This is a genomic window from Allocoleopsis franciscana PCC 7113 (genome assembly GCF_000317515.1).
Classification (GTDB): Bacteria; Cyanobacteriota; Cyanobacteriia; order Cyanobacteriales; family Coleofasciculaceae; genus Allocoleopsis; species Allocoleopsis franciscana.
Genome location: NC_019738.1, coordinates 5,488,486 through 5,509,258, shown reverse-complemented (window position 1 = coordinate 5,509,258; position 20,773 = coordinate 5,488,486). Strand labels below are relative to the sequence as shown.

The 20,773-nt window shown below is 45.5% G+C and carries 21 protein-coding genes; 12 read left to right on the top strand and 9 right to left on the bottom strand.

The window, feature by feature from the left end; all coding sequences use genetic code 11:
* The first annotated feature begins 285 nt into the window (after positions 1-285).
* Entirely contained in the window at positions 286-2,391 is a 2,106-nt protein-coding gene (locus tag MIC7113_RS22645; RefSeq protein WP_015184519.1) for a M3 family metallopeptidase, read from the top strand.
* Between the two features lie 20 nt (positions 2,392-2,411).
* Here MIC7113_RS22645 and MIC7113_RS22640 read toward each other — a convergent pair whose 3' ends face one another.
* Positions 2,412-2,570, bottom strand: a complete 159-nt coding sequence (locus MIC7113_RS22640) for a hypothetical protein (RefSeq protein WP_015184518.1) — start codon at positions 2,568-2,570, stop codon at positions 2,412-2,414.
* A 328-nt stretch (positions 2,571-2,898) separates the two neighbouring features.
* On the opposite strand from MIC7113_RS22640, the gene MIC7113_RS22635 reads away from it, so the two are divergent.
* From MIC7113_RS22635 to MIC7113_RS22625, 3 genes are all read left to right on the top strand, one after another.
* Entirely contained in the window at positions 2,899-4,269 is a 1,371-nt protein-coding gene (locus MIC7113_RS22635) for an ATP-binding protein (protein WP_015184517.1), read from the top strand.
* 108 nt (positions 4,270-4,377) lie between these two features.
* Positions 4,378-5,751 carry a tellurite resistance TerB C-terminal domain-containing protein gene (locus MIC7113_RS22630; RefSeq protein WP_015184516.1) on the top strand — a complete coding sequence of 458 codons (1,374 nt, stop codon included), beginning with the start codon at positions 4,378-4,380 and terminating at the stop codon, positions 5,749-5,751.
* Positions 5,752-6,075: 324 nt separating this feature from the next.
* Positions 6,076-7,404 carry an ATP-binding protein gene (locus MIC7113_RS22625; RefSeq protein WP_155898080.1) on the top strand — a complete coding sequence of 443 codons (1,329 nt, stop codon included), beginning with the start codon at positions 6,076-6,078 and terminating at the stop codon, positions 7,402-7,404.
* 16 nt (positions 7,405-7,420) lie between these two features.
* Here the strand turns inward: MIC7113_RS22625 and gshB are convergent, their stop codons facing one another.
* Positions 7,421-8,389: a glutathione synthase gene (gene gshB, locus MIC7113_RS22620; protein ID WP_015184514.1), complete on the bottom strand. Its 969-nt coding sequence runs from the start codon at positions 8,387-8,389 to the stop codon at positions 7,421-7,423.
* 276 nt (positions 8,390-8,665) lie between these two features.
* Positions 8,666-8,941, bottom strand: coding sequence for a glutaredoxin 3 (gene grxC, locus MIC7113_RS22615; protein WP_015184513.1), 276 nt, complete (start codon positions 8,939-8,941; stop codon positions 8,666-8,668).
* 612 nt (positions 8,942-9,553) lie between these two features.
* Between grxC and MIC7113_RS36770 the strand changes: the two genes are divergently transcribed.
* From MIC7113_RS36770 to MIC7113_RS22585, 7 genes are all read left to right on the top strand, one after another.
* Positions 9,554-9,691, top strand: a complete 138-nt coding sequence (locus tag MIC7113_RS36770; protein ID WP_015184512.1) for a hypothetical protein — start codon at positions 9,554-9,556, stop codon at positions 9,689-9,691.
* A 247-nt stretch (positions 9,692-9,938) separates the two neighbouring features.
* Complete coding sequence (locus MIC7113_RS22610) at positions 9,939-10,838, top strand: MBL fold metallo-hydrolase (RefSeq protein ID WP_015184511.1); 900 nt, start codon at positions 9,939-9,941, stop codon at positions 10,836-10,838.
* A gap of 235 nt (positions 10,839-11,073) precedes the next feature.
* Positions 11,074-12,120, top strand: a complete 1,047-nt coding sequence (locus MIC7113_RS22605) for a bifunctional riboflavin kinase/FAD synthetase (protein WP_015184510.1) — start codon at positions 11,074-11,076, stop codon at positions 12,118-12,120.
* Positions 12,121-12,176: 56 nt separating this feature from the next.
* The gene (locus tag MIC7113_RS22600) at positions 12,177-13,085 is read left to right on the top strand and encodes an AAA family ATPase (RefSeq protein WP_015184509.1); all 909 of its coding nucleotides are present in this window, start codon (positions 12,177-12,179) and stop codon (positions 13,083-13,085) included.
* A 16-nt stretch (positions 13,086-13,101) separates the two neighbouring features.
* The gene (locus MIC7113_RS22595) at positions 13,102-13,788 is read left to right on the top strand and encodes a diheme cytochrome C (RefSeq protein ID WP_015184508.1); all 687 of its coding nucleotides are present in this window, start codon (positions 13,102-13,104) and stop codon (positions 13,786-13,788) included.
* 364 nt (positions 13,789-14,152) lie between these two features.
* The gene (locus MIC7113_RS22590) at positions 14,153-14,503 is read left to right on the top strand and encodes a hypothetical protein (protein ID WP_015184507.1); all 351 of its coding nucleotides are present in this window, start codon (positions 14,153-14,155) and stop codon (positions 14,501-14,503) included.
* A gap of 307 nt (positions 14,504-14,810) precedes the next feature.
* Positions 14,811-15,590, top strand: coding sequence for a PRC-barrel domain-containing protein (locus tag MIC7113_RS22585; protein WP_015184506.1), 780 nt, complete (start codon positions 14,811-14,813; stop codon positions 15,588-15,590).
* A 64-nt stretch (positions 15,591-15,654) separates the two neighbouring features.
* On the opposite strand, the gene MIC7113_RS22580 is transcribed toward MIC7113_RS22585, so the two are convergent.
* The 3 genes from MIC7113_RS22580 to MIC7113_RS22570 all read right to left on the bottom strand — a co-directional run bounded on the left by MIC7113_RS22580 (position 15,655) and on the right by MIC7113_RS22570 (position 17,341).
* A complete protein-coding gene (locus MIC7113_RS22580) occupies positions 15,655-15,957 on the bottom strand; it encodes a Txe/YoeB family addiction module toxin (protein ID WP_015184505.1) in 303 nt (100 codons plus the stop codon).
* Complete coding sequence (locus tag MIC7113_RS22575) at positions 15,941-16,228, bottom strand: type II toxin-antitoxin system Phd/YefM family antitoxin (RefSeq protein ID WP_015184504.1); 288 nt, start codon at positions 16,226-16,228, stop codon at positions 15,941-15,943. Before MIC7113_RS22575 ends, MIC7113_RS22580 begins: the two co-directional genes overlap by 17 nt.
* Positions 16,229-16,324: 96 nt before the next feature.
* Entirely contained in the window at positions 16,325-17,341 is a 1,017-nt protein-coding gene (locus MIC7113_RS22570) for a hypothetical protein (protein WP_015184503.1), read from the bottom strand.
* A 251-nt stretch (positions 17,342-17,592) separates the two neighbouring features.
* Between MIC7113_RS22570 and MIC7113_RS22565 the strand changes: the two genes are divergently transcribed.
* Positions 17,593-18,873, top strand: a complete 1,281-nt coding sequence (locus tag MIC7113_RS22565; RefSeq protein ID WP_015184502.1) for a hypothetical protein — start codon at positions 17,593-17,595, stop codon at positions 18,871-18,873.
* A gap of 154 nt (positions 18,874-19,027) precedes the next feature.
* Here MIC7113_RS22565 and MIC7113_RS22560 read toward each other — a convergent pair whose 3' ends face one another.
* The 3 genes from MIC7113_RS22560 to MIC7113_RS22550 form a co-directional block, all read right to left on the bottom strand.
* A complete protein-coding gene (locus tag MIC7113_RS22560) occupies positions 19,028-19,318 on the bottom strand; it encodes a hypothetical protein (protein WP_015184501.1) in 291 nt (96 codons plus the stop codon).
* A 35-nt stretch (positions 19,319-19,353) separates the two neighbouring features.
* A complete protein-coding gene (locus tag MIC7113_RS22555; RefSeq protein WP_015184500.1) occupies positions 19,354-19,920 on the bottom strand; it encodes a hypothetical protein in 567 nt (188 codons plus the stop codon).
* A 451-nt stretch (positions 19,921-20,371) separates the two neighbouring features.
* Positions 20,372-20,662, bottom strand: a complete 291-nt coding sequence (locus MIC7113_RS22550; protein ID WP_155898078.1) for a hypothetical protein — start codon at positions 20,660-20,662, stop codon at positions 20,372-20,374.
* Positions 20,663-20,773: the final 111 nt, after the last annotated feature.

Below are 20,773 nucleotides of genomic sequence, written 5' to 3'. Positions count from 1 at the left end.
CACGCGATTTTATGGGGGTTAGTACACCTCAACGATTACGGTTACCCCCCCAGCCAGCTTATAATTTTTCCAGATAATTAAGTAGAAGCTTACTTGTATCGGCAGTCATTCAGACAACCGTGTAAGGGTTTAGGCTAAACCTCAACAGATACGTTTGTCTATAGCTCTAAGGGTAATCACACTCAATTTGTCATCATTTCTCAAGACAGGGATCACTGCTAGGTATAAACATAGCCCCAACAATTAAAGCAGTTCACTTCAAGAGTCCGAAACGAACCACTACTTATGATTGCGAATGCAACTGTTACGAATAACCCTTTGTTAATTGGCAAAGGGCTACCTCCGTTTGATGCAATTGAGCCAGAGCATGTTGTGCCTGCAATGACGCAACTGTTGGCAGAATTAGAGGAGGAACTAGCCAGCTTAGAGCAGCGAGTCACACCGACTTGGAGCGGATTGGTTGAACCCCTAGACCGTTTGACAGAACGCCTGACTTGGAGTTGGGGTATTGTCGGTCATTTGATGGGTGTCAAGAATAGCCCCAAACTACGGGAGGCTTATGAAGCTGTGCAGCCTCATGTTGTACAGTTTGTCAATAAGTTGAACCAAAGCCAATCTCTCTACAAAGCGTACAAAGCTTTGCGTGAAGGCGAGGCTTGGAGTAGCCTAGAGCCAGCTCAACAGCGGATTGTGGAAGCGGCAATCCGACAGGCAGAACTCTCCGGTGTGGGTTTGGAAGGAGACAAGCGAGCTCGCTTTAATGAGATTCAACTTGAACTCGCAGAACTTTCCACCAAATTCTCGAACCATGTACTGGATGCCACAAAAGCCTTTAGCTTGACTCTCACCCAAAAAGATGAAGTGGACGGGTTACCGCCTAGCTTATTAAGTTTGGCGGCTCAAACGGCGCGTGCAGCCGGAGAGGAGGGGGCGACAACGGAAAATGGCCCTTGGCGGATTACCCTGGATTACCCCAGTTATGTTCCCTTCATGGAACACAGCACCCGTCGCGACTTACGGGAAAAACTCTATAAAGCCTTTATCAGCCGTGCTTCGCAGGGTGAGTTGGATAATAACCCACTCATTGATCGGATTTTAGAACTGCGTCAGGAAAAAGCACAGTTAGTAGGTTTTAAGAGCTATGCCGAATTGAGCCTTGCCAGTAAGATGGCTCCTCATGTTGAAGCGGTTGAGAAACTGTTAGAGGAATTGCGTCGCGCCAGTTACGATGCGGCGGCTCAAGATTTAGACGAGTTGAAAGCGTTTGCCTCCTCCAAGGGTGCCCAAGACGCCAAAGACTTGAAGCACTGGGATCTCAGCTTCTGGGCAGAACGCCAACGGGAAGAAAAGTTTGCCTTTAGTGCCGAAGAATTACGCCCTTACTTCCCTTTGCCCCAAGTCCTCGATGGGTTATTTGCCCTCGTCAAGCGGTTGTTTGGGGTTACTGTCACGGCAGCGGATGGGCAGGCTCCTGTGTGGCATAAACATGTACGTTATTTTCAAATTGCGGACGAGACAAACACTCCTATTGCTTACTTTTACTTAGATCCCTACAGCCGTCCTGAGGAAAAACGGGGCGGTGCGTGGATGGATGAGTGCATTGGTCGCGCCAAAATCGCGGATAATAGCGTATCTACCACACGTTTACCTGTCGCCTATTTAATCTGTAATCAGACTCCCCCAGTCGATGGTAAGCCCAGTTTGATGACCTTTAATGAAGTGGAGACGCTGTTCCACGAGTTTGGTCATGGTTTGCAACACATGCTTACCCAGGTCGATTATCCAGGGGCTGCCGGTATTAATAATGTGGAATGGGATGCGGTGGAACTGCCCAGCCAGTTTATGGAAAATTGGTGTTATGACCGGCCTACGTTGATGGGAATGGCAAGGCACTATGAAACAGGTGAGCCACTGCCAGAGCATTATTATCAAAAATTACTGGCGGCACGGCATTACAGAAGTGGTACTGTGATGTTGCGACAACTGCACTTTGGTTTTGTCGATTTAGAGCTGCATCACCGCTATGTGCCTGGTGGCAAGGAAACTCCGGGAGATGTGCGTAGGCGGATTGCTCAGACAACCACCATTTTGCCCCCTCTACCAGAAGATGCCTTTTTGTGCGCGTTTAGCCATATCTTTGCTGGGGGCTATGCGGCGGGTTATTACAGCTATAAGTGGGCTGAAGTCCTGAGTGCGGATGCCTTTGCGGCGTTTGAGGAGGCGGGGTTAGATAATGAGGAGGCGATCGCCACGACTGGCAAGCGATACCGTGATACCGTGTTGGCTCTCGGCGGGAGTTTACATCCGATGGAAGTCTTTCAATCATTCCGGGGACGTGAACCCAGTACTGAGCCTCTACTCAAACACAGCGGCTTAGTGAAGGCGGCTTAACCCACCTCAGAACGAATTTTCTATCGTTGCACAGAATTCACATCGCTGTGTGTCGTCGCATTAACGCCTGTAACGTTTACAATGACGGCAACGCCTACAGCGGTGCTAGCAACGATAAAGCTCAACAATGTACCAGCGACAGTTACGGCGGCGAAGTTTTTGGCAATGTTGCTGGTCATTTTTTCTCCTTTAAAATGAATTGTAATTTTAATAATTTGACAATTAACTCGGTTTAGCAATGAGTTGTTGCCAGCCTTTCCCAAGACTTGTTGATTGAGCGTAATCTAAGCTATACACGGATGACAAGAGTTGCTCAGAAAACTTCACTTGTCCTAAATGATCGAGCGTCTTAGTGTGAAGATTTCTCTAAGCAGAGCAACCCGCTTGATTTTTAGCACTATGGGTATTAACCCCTGTTTGATATCGCAGGGAAGGAGGGTAATATCCTCGATAGGATGGGTAGAGGCTAAAATTCAATGACACTTTGACTGAAGCGATCGCTCCTGCATGGCTACTCCCGCTACTGCCTCCATTCAAATGCTCCAACGCCAAGCGGCGTCACTATTACTTTATCAATCTGTCCTTAGTGGAGAGGTTGGTCAAGCTTTCTCTAATTTATTGCAAGCCTTCCTGCACAGCGATGCGGATGGACTCAAGTGTCTCCAAGCTTACGGCAGATGGTTTAAAGCTTTAGCTGCGAGTCAACAAAGCTGGCAAGATTACCTTGTCACCCAAATTCTCAGAGACGATAATCCGTTTAGCCAGCAAGTTCAATTAATACCCGTTAAGAAATTACCTCCTGCCCTCATCGCCGCCACTCGACAGGATTTGCAGACATTGCACAGTCTTCACCAGTGTAGTAGCGAACAACTCAGCCGTTGGGTGCAAGTCGCCGCTAAACCAACGGTTGCCCCCATTGCATGGCATCATGACGGGGATGTGGGGACGGCAAGCGGGGTACACCACCGGAGTAGGACATTCCATGAGCAGTCTTTTCGAGAAAAGCTGTCACAGTTGGACGATTGGGCAGATGCAGTAGAGATTTTAGCGGCATATTACCAGCAATGTGGCACAGGGCTATTTGCCCAGTATCATGCCTTTCGCTGGCAGTCAGGGCAGTTAATCGGGATTGCTCACCCTGATCCGATCCAGCTTACGGAACTGGCGGGTTATGAGTCACAGAAAGCCGCCTTACTCAAGAATACAGAATGTTTACTGGCGGGTTACCCTGCCCTCCACATTTTGCTCTACGGCAGTCGCGGCACGGGCAAATCTTCGTTAGTCAAGGGATTGTTAAATCAGTGTAGCGATTCAGCGAATGGTGATAGTTTGGCTGTAAGAGGTTTGCGGTTGATTGAAGTCGCTAAATCTGAACTCAAAGATTTGTCAATTTTGCAAGAAAAATTGCGTCCGATTCCTCAGAAATTTATTATTTTTGTGGATGACCTTTCTTTTGAGGAAGATGACGATGCCTTTAAAGCCTTGAAAGTTGTTTTAGAAGGAAGTGTAACCACTCGTCCGCCCAATGTTGTAGTTTATGCTACCTCTAATCGACGACATCTGATTCGGGAGTTTTTTGAGGATCGACCCCGTCCCCATGATAGTGATGAAGTCCATGCTTGGGATACACTTCAGGAGAAGTTGTCGTTTAGCGATCGCTTTGGCTTAACCCTCACCTTTGAGCCAGCCAATCAAGACACTTATCTTAAGATAGTTCACCACCTAGCCGAACAATCCAAAATTCCTCTGAGCGATAATGAATTAGAGTATCGTGCCTTGCAATGGGCGACCCGTCATAATGGGCGTTCTGGACGCACGGCACGGCAGTTTATTGACTTCCTCAGGGGCGAATTAGCTCTTTCAAAGTCAAATCACTAAAACTAATGTGTTGGTAATGGGTAATGGGTAAAAAGACTCCAATTAATTACCACTTATCCATTACCTATTCCTCACTGTCGTCTATTGACTTGGTGCAAAACAAGCAAGATGCAATCAATAAGGGTAGTCAATCGAATTTTGATCGGTTCAGTTGCCTTCAGTGTCAGCTTTTTACTGGGACTGCTGGTGAATCGAGACATCAATAAAGCGCTACTGACGGGTGTTATTACAGTTCCTGGGACTTATGCAGGAGCGGCTATTGCTGAAAAACGGCGAATTTATCAGGAAAAGTTATTGAGAGGCTCCCTACAAAACCAGATTCAAGAACTTCTGGAAGAAGAAAATCAACTCTATCAATCACTTGCCTCAGCAACCGAAACCAGACAAGAGGTAGAAGCGAGCATTAATGCCTTGCAAGGGGAACGCAGTCAGCTCCTCAACCGAGTTTCCGACTTACATATCCAAAGAAACGAATTATATCGGGAACTTAGCGATTTCCAGAAACAAAAACAACAACAAGAAACTGAATTTTATCATTTACAGACTCAAATACAGCGGCTAGAAAGACAACAAGTTGAACTGGAACAATCCCTTTCGGCTAAAGCGTTTCAGCTTAATCAAACCGAATCTCGTGCCAATCAATTAAAGAAGGAAATTGAGCGACTGCACAAACAAATATCTTATAAAAAGCAGCAAAAAGAACAACTACACCCCGACTTAATTACCTTAGAAAATCAGAAACGGAACTTAGAAGGAGAAGCTTATGACTTACAAACCCAAATTCAGGTTCTTCAACAACGTCAAGAACAACTCAATCAAGTTTTAGCACCCTTACAAGAACAGCAACAGCAAGTTGAAGTGAGTTTAATGGCGGGTAAAGCTAAACTCGATCAGTTACTGAGCCAAATCTCCGAAAGACGTAAGCAACAAAAGAAGTTAAATCAAGATTTAGCTAATTTAGAAAGCCGCAAGCAGCAATTAGAAGCCGAGTTTCAGCATTGGCAAACTCAAATTCAAGTCCTTGAGCCACAGAGAACCGCCCGATCTCCAATTTATACCCTAGATTCTGATAGTGTAATCTCTCAAATCTTACCTGAAGAATGGCACGAATGGCTCGAATTTATCCAACAACTCAGTAATCAGGAGCAAAGGGCATTGAAGGCAATTTTAGAGCAAGACAGAGCTACCTTGAAAAGAATTGCTGATGAAAACTCAACCATGCCTGAAGTATTAATTGACTCTATTAATGAAAATGCTCTGAATATCTTTGGGGATACTCTGTTTGTAAGTGGTTCAATTTCCTTAATTCCAGAAATTCACGAAGATTATTCTCTTATATTGAAGGAGCCAATAATTCTGTATTTTAAAGACCTGTTGGCTCTTCAATCTGCGCCCTTTAAAATTAGCGACGCAATTACAGAAAACTCCGATACTTCATCTTCTTCTAGGGAAATTATTGTGCCACCTCAATCCAAAACTTAGTCCTGTTAGGGGCGAGTGTAATTCTCCGTGGAGGAACACCAAGGAGATAAAGATTCGACTTTCGCCTGCTGCATCAATTGGCGGATTATTTCGTCATTGCAACCGTAGTCTCTTACCAACAATTATTCGGCTTGGCGTTTGACTTCTTCAGCCGAGATACCAACAGTCATCAGTTCCTCATCCGGATTACCTGTAACACTCTCAATTGCAATGACGCAGCTATAAAGCAGTTTTTACTGTCTGGGTTGCTGTACCATAACTTGACTCCCTTTTGATCGAGTTTAAGGCAACATAGATAGATTGGGAGAGCCACTAGCTTGATGAGTGATCATGCAGAAAATTCCAAAACGAGTCTCAACTGCCCTAATTAACGCCTTGGCAGCAGGTGTTGTACCCAGAGTGGGTTTAGAACATATTGCGGTGGGGAGAGAGAAGGAAATTACCGCCCTTGCTCAAGATTTGGAAAATATCGGCGAAGGGGGTGCCGCCTTCCGGTTTATTGTCGGGCGTTATGGTTCAGGGAAAAGCTTTTTGCTCCAACTGATTCGCAACCAGGCAATGGAGCAAGGTTTTGTGGTTGCGGATGCAGATTTATCCCCAGAACGCCGTCTTGCCGGAAGCAAGAATCATGGGGTGGCAACCTATCGAGAATTGATGGGAAATATTGCCACTCGCACTAATCCGAATGGTGGGGCGATCGCATTAATTCTGGAAAAATGGATTAGCTCTATTCTTAGCCAAGTTGCTCAAGAAACTGGCAAACGTCCTCACGATGAAGGGTTTGATGACTCAGTTGAATTGAAAATTCGAGAAGTCGTCGATAACCTAGAAGGCTTAGTGCATGGCTTTGACTTTGCCAATGTGATCATTGCCTATTGGCAAGGCTACCGCGAGGACAACAACGATAAGAAGGATGCTGCACTGCGTTGGTTACGGGGAGAATTTGCTACCAAAACGGAAGCCAAATCAGCCTTAGGCGTGCGAGTCATTATTGATGACGATACCTGGTATGACTACATCAAGCTGTTTGCCCGGTTTGTTTCCGATATCGGCTACAAAGGATTATTAGTGCTGTTAGATGAAGCAATTCATTTGTACAAAATTACTCATACCGCTTCCCGCCAGAGCAATTATGACAAGCTGCTAGCTATGTTTAACGATGCAATGCAGGGTAAAGCAGAACATCTTGGCATCCTCATCGGGGGAACGCCTCAGTTTTTGGAAGATTCCCGCCGGGGACTGCACAGTGATGAAGCGTGGAGGACTCGCTTAGCCAAAAGCCGTTTCCTCAAGGAAGGTTTGCAAGATACTGCTGCACCTGTCATTCAACTAGAACCTTTGACTTCAGAAGAACTTTCCAAGCTTTTACAGCGCTTAGCTGAGGTTCATGCTATCCACTACAACATCAAGAAGCCTCTCTCGGCGCGTGAAATTGAGGAATTTAAACAAGAGGTTGTTAACCGTTTAGGGGCAGATAAACTCTCAACGCCGCGTGAAGTTGTACGGGACTTCATCAGTGTTCTGAATATTCTCCAACAAAACTCACAAATTACATTCAAAGAATTAATTCATGGTTCTAATTTCCAGCTCACTCGTGTCGGCAAAAATCCCGATGTGGATGAAAATAGTGAGTTTGCTGAATTTACGCTGTGAAATTAAGTTGGGTTAATTACCCCTTTTTCGTCCCTTCAATCCACTCAATCACTTGTTTCGCCAACTGCACGTTATTGAGGCGATCGATTTCTCGGATGCCCGTGGGACTAGTGACGTTAACCTCGGTGAGATACCCACCAATCACGTCAATGCCGACAAAATATAAACCATCCTCTCGTAACTTTGGCCCAACTGCCGCACAGATTTTCTCCTCTTGCGGCGTAATTTCCGTAACTGCAACTCTACCGCCGACTGCCATGTTGCCGCGAAATTCGTTGCCCGTAGGAATGCGATTGACGGCACCAATGGGTTCACCATTAAGCAGAATAATTCGTTTATCCCCCTCTTTGGCTTCTGGGAGGTAAGTTTGCACCATCACCGGTTCACGCCCCTGTTTGGTACTCACTTCGATTAGAGAGTTAAAATTGCGATCGCCCGGTTCTAGAAATAAAATTCCCTCACCCGCTTTGCCACCCAATGGCTTGAGAACTGCTGCCCCTTTGTCCTCAACAAATTTGCGAATCACTGCCTTATCTTGGCTGACGATAGTTTCTGGAATCACGTCCTTAAACTGAAGGGCGTACATTTTTTCATTCGCCGCCCGTATTCCCGACGGTGAATTAATCACCAGGGTTTTTTCAGGGTCGATATAGTCCAGAATGTAGGTAGCATACAGATAAGGAACCGTTACAGGTGGGTCTGTCCGCATGAATACCGCATCCATTTCCTGTAGCGATCGCCAAACCCCGCCTTCAGATCTGTACCAGTCTTCCCCAACCAGCCATCGCCCTTCCACCAGTTCAACGGGCGTCAGTTTCACCTCCTCCAACAGCGCCCATGCCTGACTATTCACCACACTCAACTTTTCAGCCTGAGTCGCCCAAACTTCGTGACCTAATTTTTGTGCGGCTTCCATCAGCGCCACACTGGTATCATGACCGGGGTCGAGCTTTGAGAGTGGGTCAATGATGAACGCAAATTTCACGCCAGAAATCCTTTAACTCGTCGGACAAATGCATCGGGTGTTTTTCCAGGGGCTGTCTCCTACTGTCAATCGCACTTGCCGTATTGACAGTAGCTTGTGGAATTTCAGCTCACCCTGCACAGGCTACCATGTTTTGGGAGGATTCCACTTCACGCCTTCCCTTGTTTTGAGTCATCACAATTAGCGCTCTTTTCATGGAAATGGAGAGCGAGTGAGAAGCTTAGAACAGCTAGCTTAACGACTTACCAGGAGAATTGCTCACTCGGATTGGGTTCGTCAGCTAGCGGCAGCGTCTCCCTTTAACAGGAGGTCTAATTTACCTTGAAATTCCAAATCGTAAATATCATCACAACCGCCGATGTGTTGGTCATTAATGAAAATTTGCGGCAACGAACGGCGTCCATTGGCTCGCACAGCCATTTTGGCGCGTGCCACCTCATCCCCATCAATGCAATATTCGGTGAAATTCACGCCTTTTTGCTTTAATAAAGCCTTAGCACGGATGCAGAAGGGGCAACGGCTCCAAGTGTAGATTTCCACGTTCGCTTCCATAACGGCCTCAAGTGTTAAGTAATATTTCGTGATATTTAAATTCTACCTCGGTGCCCGTCGCCGAAAATAACTCACAAGGTCATTCCCGTAGAGGTTGATTATGATAAATGTATAAGCATATACTCGGAACCCGTTTGATCGTTCCATCGGCAGTTGGCGGGTCGCATCTCCTCACAAAAGTTCTAAGGGTCGCCAATCTATCTGGCTTCTACGAGTTTACTAGAAGCTGTCATGGCTTAAGAGTACAAGGATGTTCCTAAATCAGAACACCATTCTTTGCCTGTTTGTAAGTCTGAACGATTGAGCAACTAAAATCCATTAAAGCCGATGGGTTGCTAACGAGACACTCTTTATGCAAGGTGATCATAATCACAAGTTTTTGTTGCATCAAAAGCGAGACAGGGTGGAGCCAAAACTGTTAATCTTTTGACAATGACAGGTATACCGGGAGTCCTACTTTTTAAGCAGTGTACTTCTCGAAAGAGATTGGCATTACGCGTGGAAATTGCGAGAAAATTGCGAGAGGAAACCTTCGTCGAATAGGATTGTAAGTATCCCCTGTAGGGTGATATTTCTGCTGATTGGCTCAGCTAATTTTGTATCTCCTGCGCTATGGGCAAATACGAAAAAAACTTAAAAGTAAGACGCTGGTTGTTCGATATTCGCAACTTAGAGATTAAGGAGTCTCGCTGGGTTAACACTACCGAGGGGGCGCGTTCTCGCTCCACTGACGCTTACTGCCGCTCATGAGAGCGATGCGCCACGAATTCAGTGATCAGGGTAAAAATTTCTCTTGGCTCAGTTGTTTTAAATGTTTGTTTAGATGTCAGATGGCGCTCCTCAGCCAAACAGTGCTTGTCAACTTCGCCAAACTTTACTAAAACCTAGATGGAGCTTTATCGGATAAACGAAAACAGACATTCACGCTCCGGCACAACCTAAATAACCTGGTAAAACTTACTGATGAACTGCCTGAAGAAGCCTGCAAGGAAAAATTATGTCTAGTACACAAAACTTATTCACAATTCAGTTTTGGGGCGTCAGAGGAAGTATCGCCTGTCCAGGGCCGGAGACTGTCCGCTATGGAGGCAACACGCCTTGCATCGAGATGCAAGTGGATGGTAAGCGTCTGATTTTTGATGGAGGCACAGGTTTGCGAGTGTTGGGGCAGTCAATGCTCTCGCAAATGCCTGTAGAAGCTCATCTGTTTTTCACCCACTCCCACTGGGATCATATTCAGGGAGTTCCTTTCTTTATACCTGCTTTTATCAAGGGTAATTGCTTTCATATCTATGGCGCACCGGCACCCAATGGAGCAACGATTGAGAAACGTCTCACGGATCAGATGCTTCACCCTAATTTTCCTGTTCCCATCCGAATCATGCAGGCCGACTTAAAGTTCAATGACTTAGAACTTGGGGAGAAAGTTGAGATTGGGGAAATTACGGTTGAGAATGCGCTATTAAACCATCCCGGTGAAGCTGTAGGCTACCGCGTTAACTGGCGAGGTTACTCAGCGGCTTACATTACAGACACGGAGCATTTCCCAGACACTCTAGATAAAAACGTCCTCCAGTTGGCGCACAATGCCGATGTGATGATTTACGATGCCACCTACACCGATGAAGAATACCACTCGAAGGCATCGAGTAAGGTCGGTTGGGGGCATTCAACTTGGCAGGAAGCCGTCAAAGTGGCTAAAGCTGCCAATGTGAAAAAACTGGTGATTTTTCACCATGACCCGCTGCATAATGATGATTTTCTGGATCATGTCGGGGAACAAGCCTGTGAGCAGTTTCCCAATACCCTGATGGCTCGCGAGGGTCAGATCATTCATTTAGGGGGTTCTGCCGCAGGACATCTGGTTGCGCCTGAAGAAGTGAAACTCACTGTTTAATCCCAATCTCAGGGAGAACCGTGATCATACGCTTTTGGATAGAGAAAAAGCCTTTGCAGGGATTGAGGCTCGTCAAGACCATTGAAGGGCTTTAGACCATTGCTTGAGTCAATTATCCAAAGTATAGTAGTCGGTTGCATTGCTGGTTAGCCGTTAGGCAATCATCCCGGCGCAGTCGTGCGCCATCTTGTAAACGACTAGCCATTAATCCCTTAATTGTGTCAAAATGTAAAGCGTGTGGGTTACTTCGTCTTTCGCTACTGTTTTAACTCCAACTGCTGTTGCCCTAGGAAACTTTGATGGCGTTCACCGAGGGCACAGTCAAGTTATTAAACCGATTTTGCAACAACCTGGGGCCGCTCAATCCATTGCCATGACTCCACCGTTCCCAGAGGGTCAAGGTGGGATTGAAGGTTTGAGATTGCCCAACTCTAAAGAGAATTTGGAACGCCCAATCAGGCTGGGGAAAGGTCATACTTACAGCACAGTAGCGACGTTTAATCCTCATCCCCGTGAATTTTTTTCAGGTCAAAGCTGGAACCTTTTGACCACAAGGTCAGAAAAAGTTCAGCAACTCAGTCTTCTGGGTGTGGAACAACTGGTTCTCTTGCCCTTTGATCGTGAACTGGCTTCCTTGAGTCCGCAAGAATTTGTGGAAAAAATCTTAATGCAGCAATTGCAAGCCACTCATGTGAGTGTGGGAGAAGATTTTCACTTCGGGCATCGTCGCGCGGGGACGGCAGATGAGTTGAAAGCGATCGCATCTTCCTATGGCGTTGAGGTGAGTATTGTGTCGCTACAAATGTGTCAGGGAGAACGCATTAGTAGTTCGAGTATTCGCCAATCTTTACTAGAGGGTGATATCTCCAAAGCCAACCTGCGACTGGGACGCCCCTACACCCTGACAGGCGTTGTCGTCAAAGGACAACAATTGGGCAGAAAGCTAGGATTTCCCACCGCAAATCTTCAACTCCCGCCGGAAAAGTTTTTGCCCAAGCATGGCGTCTATGGCGTGCGAGTTCATCACCCCACCCTGTCCTCTCTTGCCTCCTCTCCCTGCGCGGTCATGAATATTGGGCACCGCCCCACGGTCAGTGGCATTGGTGTAACCGTCGAGGTTCACCTGTTAGATTGGTCAGGAGATCTGTATGGTCAGACCTTGACGGTGAGTTTAGAGCAGTTTTTGCGACCCGAACAAAAATTTGCATCCCTAGAAGACCTCAAGCGGCAAATTCAGGTAGACTGTGAAGCCGCAAGAGCTGTGTTAGGGTGTCGGGATTAGAAGCTGAGGCTGTAAGAGAAAAAGGAAAATAGGGCTGTGGGGGGTATCTAACTGTCATGAGACAACAGATTGAACAGCTAACAGAAAATCTGGGTCATACCATTGTCGGCAAAGCCGAGGCGATTCGCCTGGTACTGGTGGCGCTGCTAGCGGGCGGTCATGCCTTGTTAGAAGATGTTCCTGGGGTTGGGAAAACACTTCTGGCTAAATCCCTGGCTCGTTCCATTGCGGGACGGTTTCAGCGGATTCAATGCACGCCCGACCTTCTGCCCACTGATATTACTGGAACCAATATTTGGAATCAGCGCAGTGGTGAGTTTGAATTTCTCCCAGGCCCCGTGTTTGCCAATGTGCTGCTGGCGGATGAAATTAATCGGGCAACCCCCCGCACCCAGTCCGCCTTGTTGGAGGTGATGGAGGAGCAACAGGTAACGGTGGATGGTGTCTCTCGTCCTGTACCTAAGCCGTTTTTTGTGATTGCCACCCAAAACCCGATTGAGTATCAAGGAACGTTCCCTTTGCCAGAAGCCCAAATGGATCGCTTCATGCTGTCTTTGAGCTTGGGCTATCCTACGGAAGATGAAGAACTTCAGATGCTGGAACGGCATCAAGAGGGGATGAAGGTTTCGGAACTGGGCACCTGTATCTCTGCGGAAGATGTTCTGAAGTTACGCAGCCTTTGCCATCAAATGAAAATGGATAAGTCGTTGCAACAATATATTGTTAACTTAGTCCGAGCGACCCGCTCCTCGGAAGAAGTGACATTGGGGGTGAGTCCTCGTGGTACTGTTGCTTTGCAGCGAACAGCTCAGGCATTGGCTTTCTTGGAAGGTCGAGATTATGTGATTCCAGATGATGTGAAGTTCCTCGCACCTTATGTGCTTGCTCATCGTCTGATTCCGGCAGGTGGGCGTCGAGCGAAGCCGATTGTGGAGCAGTTGCTGCGATCTGTGCCTATTCCTTAAATTTGTTTGTTTGATTATGTCCAAGCGTGTGAGGTCTAGAATTCGAGGACGTAATACCATTGGGGATTTTTTAAGCCATGCCAGTGTGGGGTTTCAGAAAATTAAATCGGTCAAGTCTAAACCCAAAGGGTATAAGCGAGGGCGTTCACCAGTAGTGTTGTTGTTTTTGCTGCTCGTGTGGAGTATCTCCTTGGGGTGGGGAATGGCGATCTCGTTTGGCAGCCCTCCAGGAGTGAGCGCCCAAATCGCGCCAGGAATCCCTGCCCAACCCGATCTCATTGCTCAGGGGACGGCTGAACAGACGGGTACAGTAGATCCCATTACCCCTCGCTATCAGCTTGGGAAAGAACTGTACTTAGAAAACTGTGCCAGTTGTCACGTTCCTCTCCCTCCCGAAGTTTTGCCTTCAGAAACTTGGCGTCGTCTGCTGTTAGAACCAGAGCAGCATTTTGGTCAGCAATTAAAGCCGTTGATTGGTCCGGTGCTAATCACGATGTGGGACTACATCCGAGCCTATTCACGTCCAGAAGAGGCGAAAAAGCCCCTTCCCTATCGGATTTCAGAATCTCCTTATTTTAAAGCCCTACATCCACGAGTGAAGTTCTCTCAAACGGTAAAACCTGCAAGCTGCGTGATTTGTCACCCTGGTGCGGCTCAATATAACTACCGTCGTCTTACTCCAGAATGGGAAAACTCACCTTAAAAGTTAAAATCTCCCGTTGTCTGTATTTGGCTAAGGGCAGTTTTTCTTGAGATTCAATCCGAATTTTGTCAAGGCACGATCAGATCGTGCCTCTATTGTTTGGTCGGTACAAATGAAGGAGAAAATTAGTTGTTATGCTGGCTCCGGGAGGACTAAAGCGGTCAAAAAGAGTCGTTCTTAATTAGCACTTGAGGACTGAGATTGCTAACTTTCTATTAGCACTTTAGGGTTCAGAGTGCTAACTATAAATTTACTTCTAATGGTTTACAAAAGACCTGAACTTGAGTTAGATGTTAAGGAAACATCCGCTGGACATAATAGGTTCAATCTTTTGTATAGCTGACAAAAAGAGAGGGATATAGTAGTGAAATATACATTTGAACTCTTAGGGATTTCTCCGATCCTCGATTTTTTCAATCATCAACAAAATTTTGTCCAAAAACCTCTAACCACAGGAATTGAATACTTGGGAAGCTATGAATGTAAGCTTGACGCTTTCCTGCAATCGATCGAGACTGTACCCCCCAAGCAAGGTTGGAACAGGGATGAAGTGGTGGACACGGTGATTCAATTCTGGGTAAACCACTCGGAACCCATTCGGTATTGGAAAGCACGGTTATGTGATGCAGGGCGTAATAATTTGTTAGTGGCAAGAGTGGCTGATATCGGCTCATTAAAGGCGGAGTTTGAGACTCTACTGGAGAAAAATATTTGAGACAAAAGTTAGAAGACGATTGTCATCAACGCTTAACCCCTAGTACAAAAGTCTTTAAATTCTTCCTTGTCCCCCTTTTCCCTATTCTTAGGGATAAAGGGGGTTATAAAATCGGATTCCGTATGAATGGGTATCAAAGGCATCGATCTGAAGCGATCGCTCGCCAGCGTCCTGTTCTTCCAGTTCTTACATCCTTAAAATGAGGGCATTTTCGGGCAATCGCGAAGAAAAATCACAGCGCCTTCCTGTTCCGACTCGAAAGCCGATGCAGATTGCATACTAGATGCATGGGCTAAGGAGTTTATTTATGAACACACAACCAGAAAGCGTTAAGCAGAGTGAGGTACTCAATCGACTGGTTTTAGATCGCCGCACAGCGGAAGAAGTAGGGCGTGTTGAGCAACTGTGGTTAAATCCTCAATCGCATCATGTTGTGGGTTTGACTTGCAAATCAGGATTCCTCGGCAATAAAAAACAATCGTTTACTTGGGCACAAATTGAGGCGATTGGCAAGGATAGCATTTTAGTGAATGTTGATTCAGAGGCGATCGCTCCCGAAAAGCCGGAGGGTGCGGTTGCTTTAATCGGTCATGAGGTTTGGACGGATGCAGGCAACAAAGCTGGTAAAATTGTTGACTATCTATTTTTGCCTCAAACTGGCGCTGTGGTCAGCTATCTATTTACGTCTAACGGCTGGCGTGGGGTTTTGGATGGGATTTACTTGCTCACTGCCACAGCGATCGCTAGCGTTGGGAGTAAGCGGGTGATTGTTCCCGATGCGATCGCTCAAGACTCTCAACAATATGCGGAAGGATTCAATCAAAGAATATCTCAGACGGCAGACTTTCTCATGGAAGACTATAAGAAAACCCATGAAGATTGGCAGGTGCTCAAGCGTGGTGTTCAAAATCTTCAAGAGCAAGTTAAAGACAAAGCGGAGAAGGTAACCAATATTGCTAAAGAAAAACTGGAAGAGGTGAAAGCCAAAGAGCAAGGCGGTATTCAAGCAGATGATACGGTGAAGACGATTGATACGACGGCTGAACCGATGCAGAGTATTCTTGAGTTACCGGAGAGTAATCCATAGCGTCATTTTAGGGGGATGGATGGCGACCACTCGTTCTGGATTTTGGGGAGCGATCGCCTAAATGTTAGTAATGATATCGAGCTTGGAGGAAATCAATTCGGTCATCACTGACCAAGTAAACAATGCGGTGTTCCTGTGTGAGTCGTCGTGACCATGCACCTGAGTCTAAGTATTTCAGCAGCTCAGGCTTGCCAATTCCCGTAAAAGGCTCACGCATGATCGCCTCAATTAGTTTAAAGGCTCTCAGGGCAGTCTTGCGGTCTGTCTCTATCCAGAAAACCAGATCTTCTCGAAACTCTGGATGAAAGACAGCATCTCGAACTGGAGTGTCTTCAGGTTGTTGTTTATTCTTATCCTTCTTCGCCAAGTCCTATCTCCTGGCGTAGGGCGCTGATGCTTTGAGGTTCTAGTGTTCTTGTTTTCGCTCGTTGCAGAGCAGTTAATAGACGAGCTGCATTTGTGGGCGATCGCAGTAAATAGGCTGTCTCCATCAAGCTGTCGAGTTCATCAGCCGCAATGAGAGCCACGCTTTCACCGTCCTGTCGGGTAATTATGACCACATCCCGATCGGCAACTACTTGGTCACAGAGTTGGGCAAGATTGGCGAAAGCCTCAGTGAAGGATGTTTGGTTGGGCATAGTCAAGGATTCCCTAATATCATAGGGATTTACTGTAGATTTTAGCTTGATTGGTTGGAGAGCGATCGCACCTTCAATCCCCCAGCCGTATTCCCATCAACTAGCATTGAGGATGCCTTCTATCCCATCCTGTACTTGCTGGAGTTGCTGACGTTGCTGGTCAATCCAAGCTTTTTCAGCTTCGCGCTGTTCTGGTGTCTCTTGCTGATATCGCTCTTGCCGCTCTAGGAAGTCATTGTAGAATGCGATCGCTTGTTCTAGAGCTTCCGTCGCTAATTTAACTCTATCGTCAAAGATAGCTGTAATAAACTTCTCAATTTTTGAATAAACATTTTCTTTGAACTCAACAACCTCTCCCCAGTAAATATCTCCCCATCCCTTGTCTACCAAAGCTTTCACATCTGGCTTTACAGCCGATTTAAATCCTATAAGATAGTTAGGTAAATGCTCTGTTGGCTCAGTGAATTTAGTTTCTAGTTCACTAATGATAAACTCCATTTGCTTAATATACTGGCCTTTACTCTGGTTATCTAGAAGACTTATACAGCGTTGAATTGACTCAATCTGAATACTAATGATTTCTTGATATACCAGACCCATACTTGTTTTTATAATCCGTTTCATTTCTTCATAATGATAATCAATTTTAGGATTTACCTGCTTAATAAATCCCTCTTTTTCACTAAATCCAATTCCTTTTTTTTTGTTGCCTTTTGAGTCAATAAAATATTTTTTCCTTAAAAAATCAACCCGCTCATCTAAAGATTTATTGGCTCGTTTTATTGCTTCGTCTTTACATTGATCTGCGAAATTACGAATTCTGATAGAACGTCCAGTAATTTGTCCGATTTGCTCCCATATTTCATCTTTAGCAGCTTCAGCAATCTTCGGCTTGCTATTCCAAACATCCTCGGCGTTATACAAATCATAGAAACATCCCTGGACTAATCCTTTAAGTTTCACAGCCGAATGCTTTAGTTCTTCAACGCACGGTTGAACTGACTTCCTTAGACTTGTGGCAGATTGCTTAAGCTCTAGAGAATTATGCTCATCCGTCAGCAGTTGATCGATGGATTCATCGAGATTGAGGAAGGTGTTGAAATACTCATTCATGATAGATCTCCAGTAATTAACAAAAAAGCTCAACTCCATCAGACAAAAGTATTTCCGTCTCCCTGAGAGGGTGAGCTAATTGGGTAACTTGTTATTTAGTATGCCTGGACTCAGACGAGCGGAAATCCGTATAAACACGGTTATCTTTGCCTACGGGATTTATTCTTCCGTAGAATCTCTGATGTTGTTTATAAGACTCCAACCTACAATATCGAGTAATTTCCCCTTCTAGGCACCAATCGAATAAAATTATGCTATTCGTATTTCGCCCCGAACATATGGTTGGACTTGCCACTGGTGTACTCAAGCAAGTTATCTCGTCCACAGGTGTACCGTTGAGCTTAGTCAGAGATGCTGCAACAGGTCAGATTGTTGGTCATGCGGTTGGTGTGGTAGGTCAACCATTTTTAGCTGTTCCACAGATGATATTGGGCGGCGCACAAATGATTCAAACTCACAGAGGATTTCAAGCAACCTACAAGAGACTAGACGCGGTTCAGGCTAGCGTACACGCTCTCCAGAACAGTGTGGGAGTTCTCCAAGCGACTACAGCCCTGATTGGTGTAGGAACTGTAGCTGGTGTAGTCTTGTCAGCGGTAAACCTTCAGCAAACCTTAAAACTGAGGGAAGACGTAAAACAACTGAGATTGGAAGTCAAAGACGGCTTTATTGACATGAAAAAAGCCCTGAAAGACCAAGGAGCAGAAATTATACAACGAATTGACCAGGTTGCCCAAGATGTTAAGTTTGAGATGCATCGCTTGGCTTTGAGGAAAGCCTATGGACAGTTTCAGGAAGCGCTACGTCTAATTAAATCGGCTTTGTTAATAGAAGACCTGAGTACTAGAAATATTACCCTTGGAAACGCACAGCTCCTCTTAGCTAATGCCCTTGCTGACTATAACGAGCCTCACCTGTTAGAAGCGACCTGTGCCGCTGGACATCTTCGTAGAGTGGAATGCGCTTGGGCTATCGAGCAAACAATGGCTTTGACCTTTCAATTGCAGAATGCGCCTGCTGCTGTGAGCGATCGCCTTTCTCACCTCCAAGACAAAATCCGGCAAGATTCCCTGACAGTGGTTGAGCGTTGCGAATCTCAGGAAGAGTTAGATTTTCTATTTCCAGAACTCGCACGAATTCATAGCCTCGATCTACCCGTAATAGAATCTTGGCAAAATCAAGTTGATTGGATACAAACTCTCTCCCCAGATGAACAGCAGTTATTAGCTAGTTCAGACATCCCAACAGTTGCAAGTTCAGATGATAATCAAACCCCAGCAGTTGCAGCAGAACCAGAGGAACAATTACTGTATGAGAATTTAAAACCAAAGTCTCATTACCTATCCCTGCGTGACCAACTTAAATTCATCGTCAAGCCTGACTTACGCCGAGAACATGAATCCTACATTAGTCAGCAAGCACCAGCCTCTGGCTTGAAAGCTTTAGCTCCCTCAAATTGGCAAGCCATACCAGATTTAACCGTTGCCAATCTCTACTGGTACTTCAAATGTAAACAAGAAGCACAAGCCTGAAAGGAGGTTGAGAGCGATAGCGAAGCGCTGCTGCGAAGCGCAGATCGCATCTTCGCTACAATAAGTGCGATCGCTTCTCAAAAAACCCTCCCGATTATTGTGGAGGAATAAGCATCTTGCCCGCCCTTACCCACAACGGTAAAAGAGCTTATTTTTAGCTGTTTTTAGCCGATTCAAATTTCCGCCTCAGAGCCTGGGTGAATCCCACTGAAGCCCCAGCCATTGTGGAAATTGTAATCAGTGAAGAAAACAGTAAGGAACTGGAAATATATTCGGTTAGCTTGCCTTGCCTACCACTAGATTCCCAGCTAATATAGGCCATCAAGACGCCAACCGCAATTCCCGAAACCACCCCATTAATCCAAGCACTATTAATTCGCTTCATCAGACTAATTTGCCCCTGCTGTACTTTTTGAACAGTGAAGTCTGAAACTTCTTTGCCCATTTGCTCAGAGGCACCGATGAGACGTTGTTCTGACTCTACAAAGCGCTGGGTAATCGGTCGAGAGGGGGCATCTTGGGCCTCGAATCGAAAGGGAGGGGTTCATACTCCTCCGTCGAAATGAATTCGGCATTCTCTATATTAGAATTCATGACAGAAAACAAGGCTGTCATATCATCAGTAAATTTACTAATATCGTTATTTAAATGGCTCGCATAAGTGCTTTGAAATTGTGTCCAAGATTTTGCTTCTAACAACTCCGCTTGTTTATGGCTGAGTTCCAACAACGTGCGAGCTAAGTTCTGCTGATTTTGCAGAATCTGTTCAATCTTTGAAGCCGGGTTAGTATGAGCTGGCTGGCCTGAATTTTGCCCATTTCCATTAATACTATGGTTTGAAGTCGTAAGCTTCGCCTGTTGTTCTGCTTCTTGAGGCGTCAAACCGGTTTCTAGTAAATGAAAGTAGCGGCGAATTTCATTTGCCTCTACTGGATTGAGAAAAGATTCTTCCAAATTAGAGTGGTTAAGCTGCTGTTGAGCTTTCGTCACCTCGTCAACCGATTCCAGATGCAATTCATTTTTCAATTCGGTCTTGGTGATATTCATGAACTTAAAGCTCCTCAATTTGAGCGGTTTTTATTTGAATTCAAACCAGTTTTTTGCTCGATTTTCGGGATAACTTATTGTCAAGAGTTGCTCAAAAACTCTATTGAGTTAAGGACAACACTTGGGTGACAGACGCTAACAAAACTTTACAGTTTTTTGGAGTCAGTTTTGATTGCCTCGATTTTTCTCTGGAGAGAGTTTAGCGAAATTTCAGTGATTTTGCAACTCCCAATGGAGCGTCTATCACTCTCGAAAGTTACACCCCACTCATGGGACGAGCGTGATATTATCCATTGGTGTCAAGATAAGACTGAAATCTCTGCTAAATAAGAATTTGAAGGGAGTAGGGTGGAGCGTGGCGTCGCTGTAACCCACCAAATAGCTATTTCCCCATCGACATTGATGCGTTACGCAAGAGCTAACACATCCTATATACTAAAAGCACTCCAGCTTACAAACGCCGGGTATTGTGTTCTATACGACTTAAAAGGTCGATGATCGCTATCAGTGCTTGGGTAAAAATGTAGACAATCACACAGCCAATTGCTGCTTGTAACAGAATATAAATAATATAAAAAAACCAAATATTGGCGACGGGTGTAAATGCAATTACATTCCCAGTCACCACGAAAAAAAAGAGACTTAAGACAACTACAATGAAGTAGCCGATATACTGACTTATTTTCAGTATTGAAATAAATCGGGTATAAAGTTTGACCTGATTAGAATTAGTTTGTGCCATTTCCATCACCAAACCCATCCCTACAGATTATTTATAAACACAAAAAAGAGCGTCCCCCAAAGGAAACACTCTTATGTAATTCTGTGGGTAAAGCGGATAAGTCAGTGTTAA

Excerpts from the sequence above, each read along its gene's own strand:
- MIC7113_RS22565 (WP_015184502.1), top strand. The coding sequence starts at position 17,593 with ATGCTATTCGTATTTCGCCCCGAACATATGGTTGGACTTGCCACTGGT.
- MIC7113_RS22550 (WP_155898078.1), bottom strand. The coding sequence starts at position 20,662 with ATGGCACAAACTAATTCTAATCAGGTCAAACTTTATACCCGATTTATT.
- MIC7113_RS22635 (WP_015184517.1), top strand. The coding sequence starts at position 2,899 with ATGGCTACTCCCGCTACTGCCTCCATTCAAATGCTCCAACGCCAAGCG.
- MIC7113_RS22560 (WP_015184501.1), bottom strand. The coding sequence starts at position 19,318 with ATGGGCAAAGAAGTTTCAGACTTCACTGTTCAAAAAGTACAGCAGGGG.
- MIC7113_RS22570 (WP_015184503.1), bottom strand. The coding sequence starts at position 17,341 with ATGAATGAGTATTTCAACACCTTCCTCAATCTCGATGAATCCATCGAT.
- MIC7113_RS22585 (WP_015184506.1), top strand. The coding sequence starts at position 14,811 with ATGAACACACAACCAGAAAGCGTTAAGCAGAGTGAGGTACTCAATCGA.
- MIC7113_RS22630 (WP_015184516.1), top strand. The coding sequence starts at position 4,378 with ATGCAATCAATAAGGGTAGTCAATCGAATTTTGATCGGTTCAGTTGCC.
- MIC7113_RS22645 (WP_015184519.1), top strand. The coding sequence starts at position 286 with ATGATTGCGAATGCAACTGTTACGAATAACCCTTTGTTAATTGGCAAA.
- MIC7113_RS22640 (WP_015184518.1), bottom strand. The coding sequence starts at position 2,570 with ATGACCAGCAACATTGCCAAAAACTTCGCCGCCGTAACTGTCGCTGGT.
- MIC7113_RS22575 (WP_015184504.1), bottom strand. The coding sequence starts at position 16,228 with ATGCCCAACCAAACATCCTTCACTGAGGCTTTCGCCAATCTTGCCCAA.
- MIC7113_RS22600 (WP_015184509.1), top strand. The coding sequence starts at position 12,177 with ATGAGACAACAGATTGAACAGCTAACAGAAAATCTGGGTCATACCATT.
- MIC7113_RS22595 (WP_015184508.1), top strand. The coding sequence starts at position 13,102 with ATGTCCAAGCGTGTGAGGTCTAGAATTCGAGGACGTAATACCATTGGG.
- MIC7113_RS22610 (WP_015184511.1), top strand. The coding sequence starts at position 9,939 with ATGTCTAGTACACAAAACTTATTCACAATTCAGTTTTGGGGCGTCAGA.
- MIC7113_RS22555 (WP_015184500.1), bottom strand. The coding sequence starts at position 19,920 with ATGAATATCACCAAGACCGAATTGAAAAATGAATTGCATCTGGAATCG.
- MIC7113_RS36770 (WP_015184512.1), top strand. The coding sequence starts at position 9,554 with ATGGGCAAATACGAAAAAAACTTAAAAGTAAGACGCTGGTTGTTCGAT.
- grxC (WP_015184513.1), bottom strand. The coding sequence starts at position 8,941 with ATGGAAGCGAACGTGGAAATCTACACTTGGAGCCGTTGCCCCTTCTGC.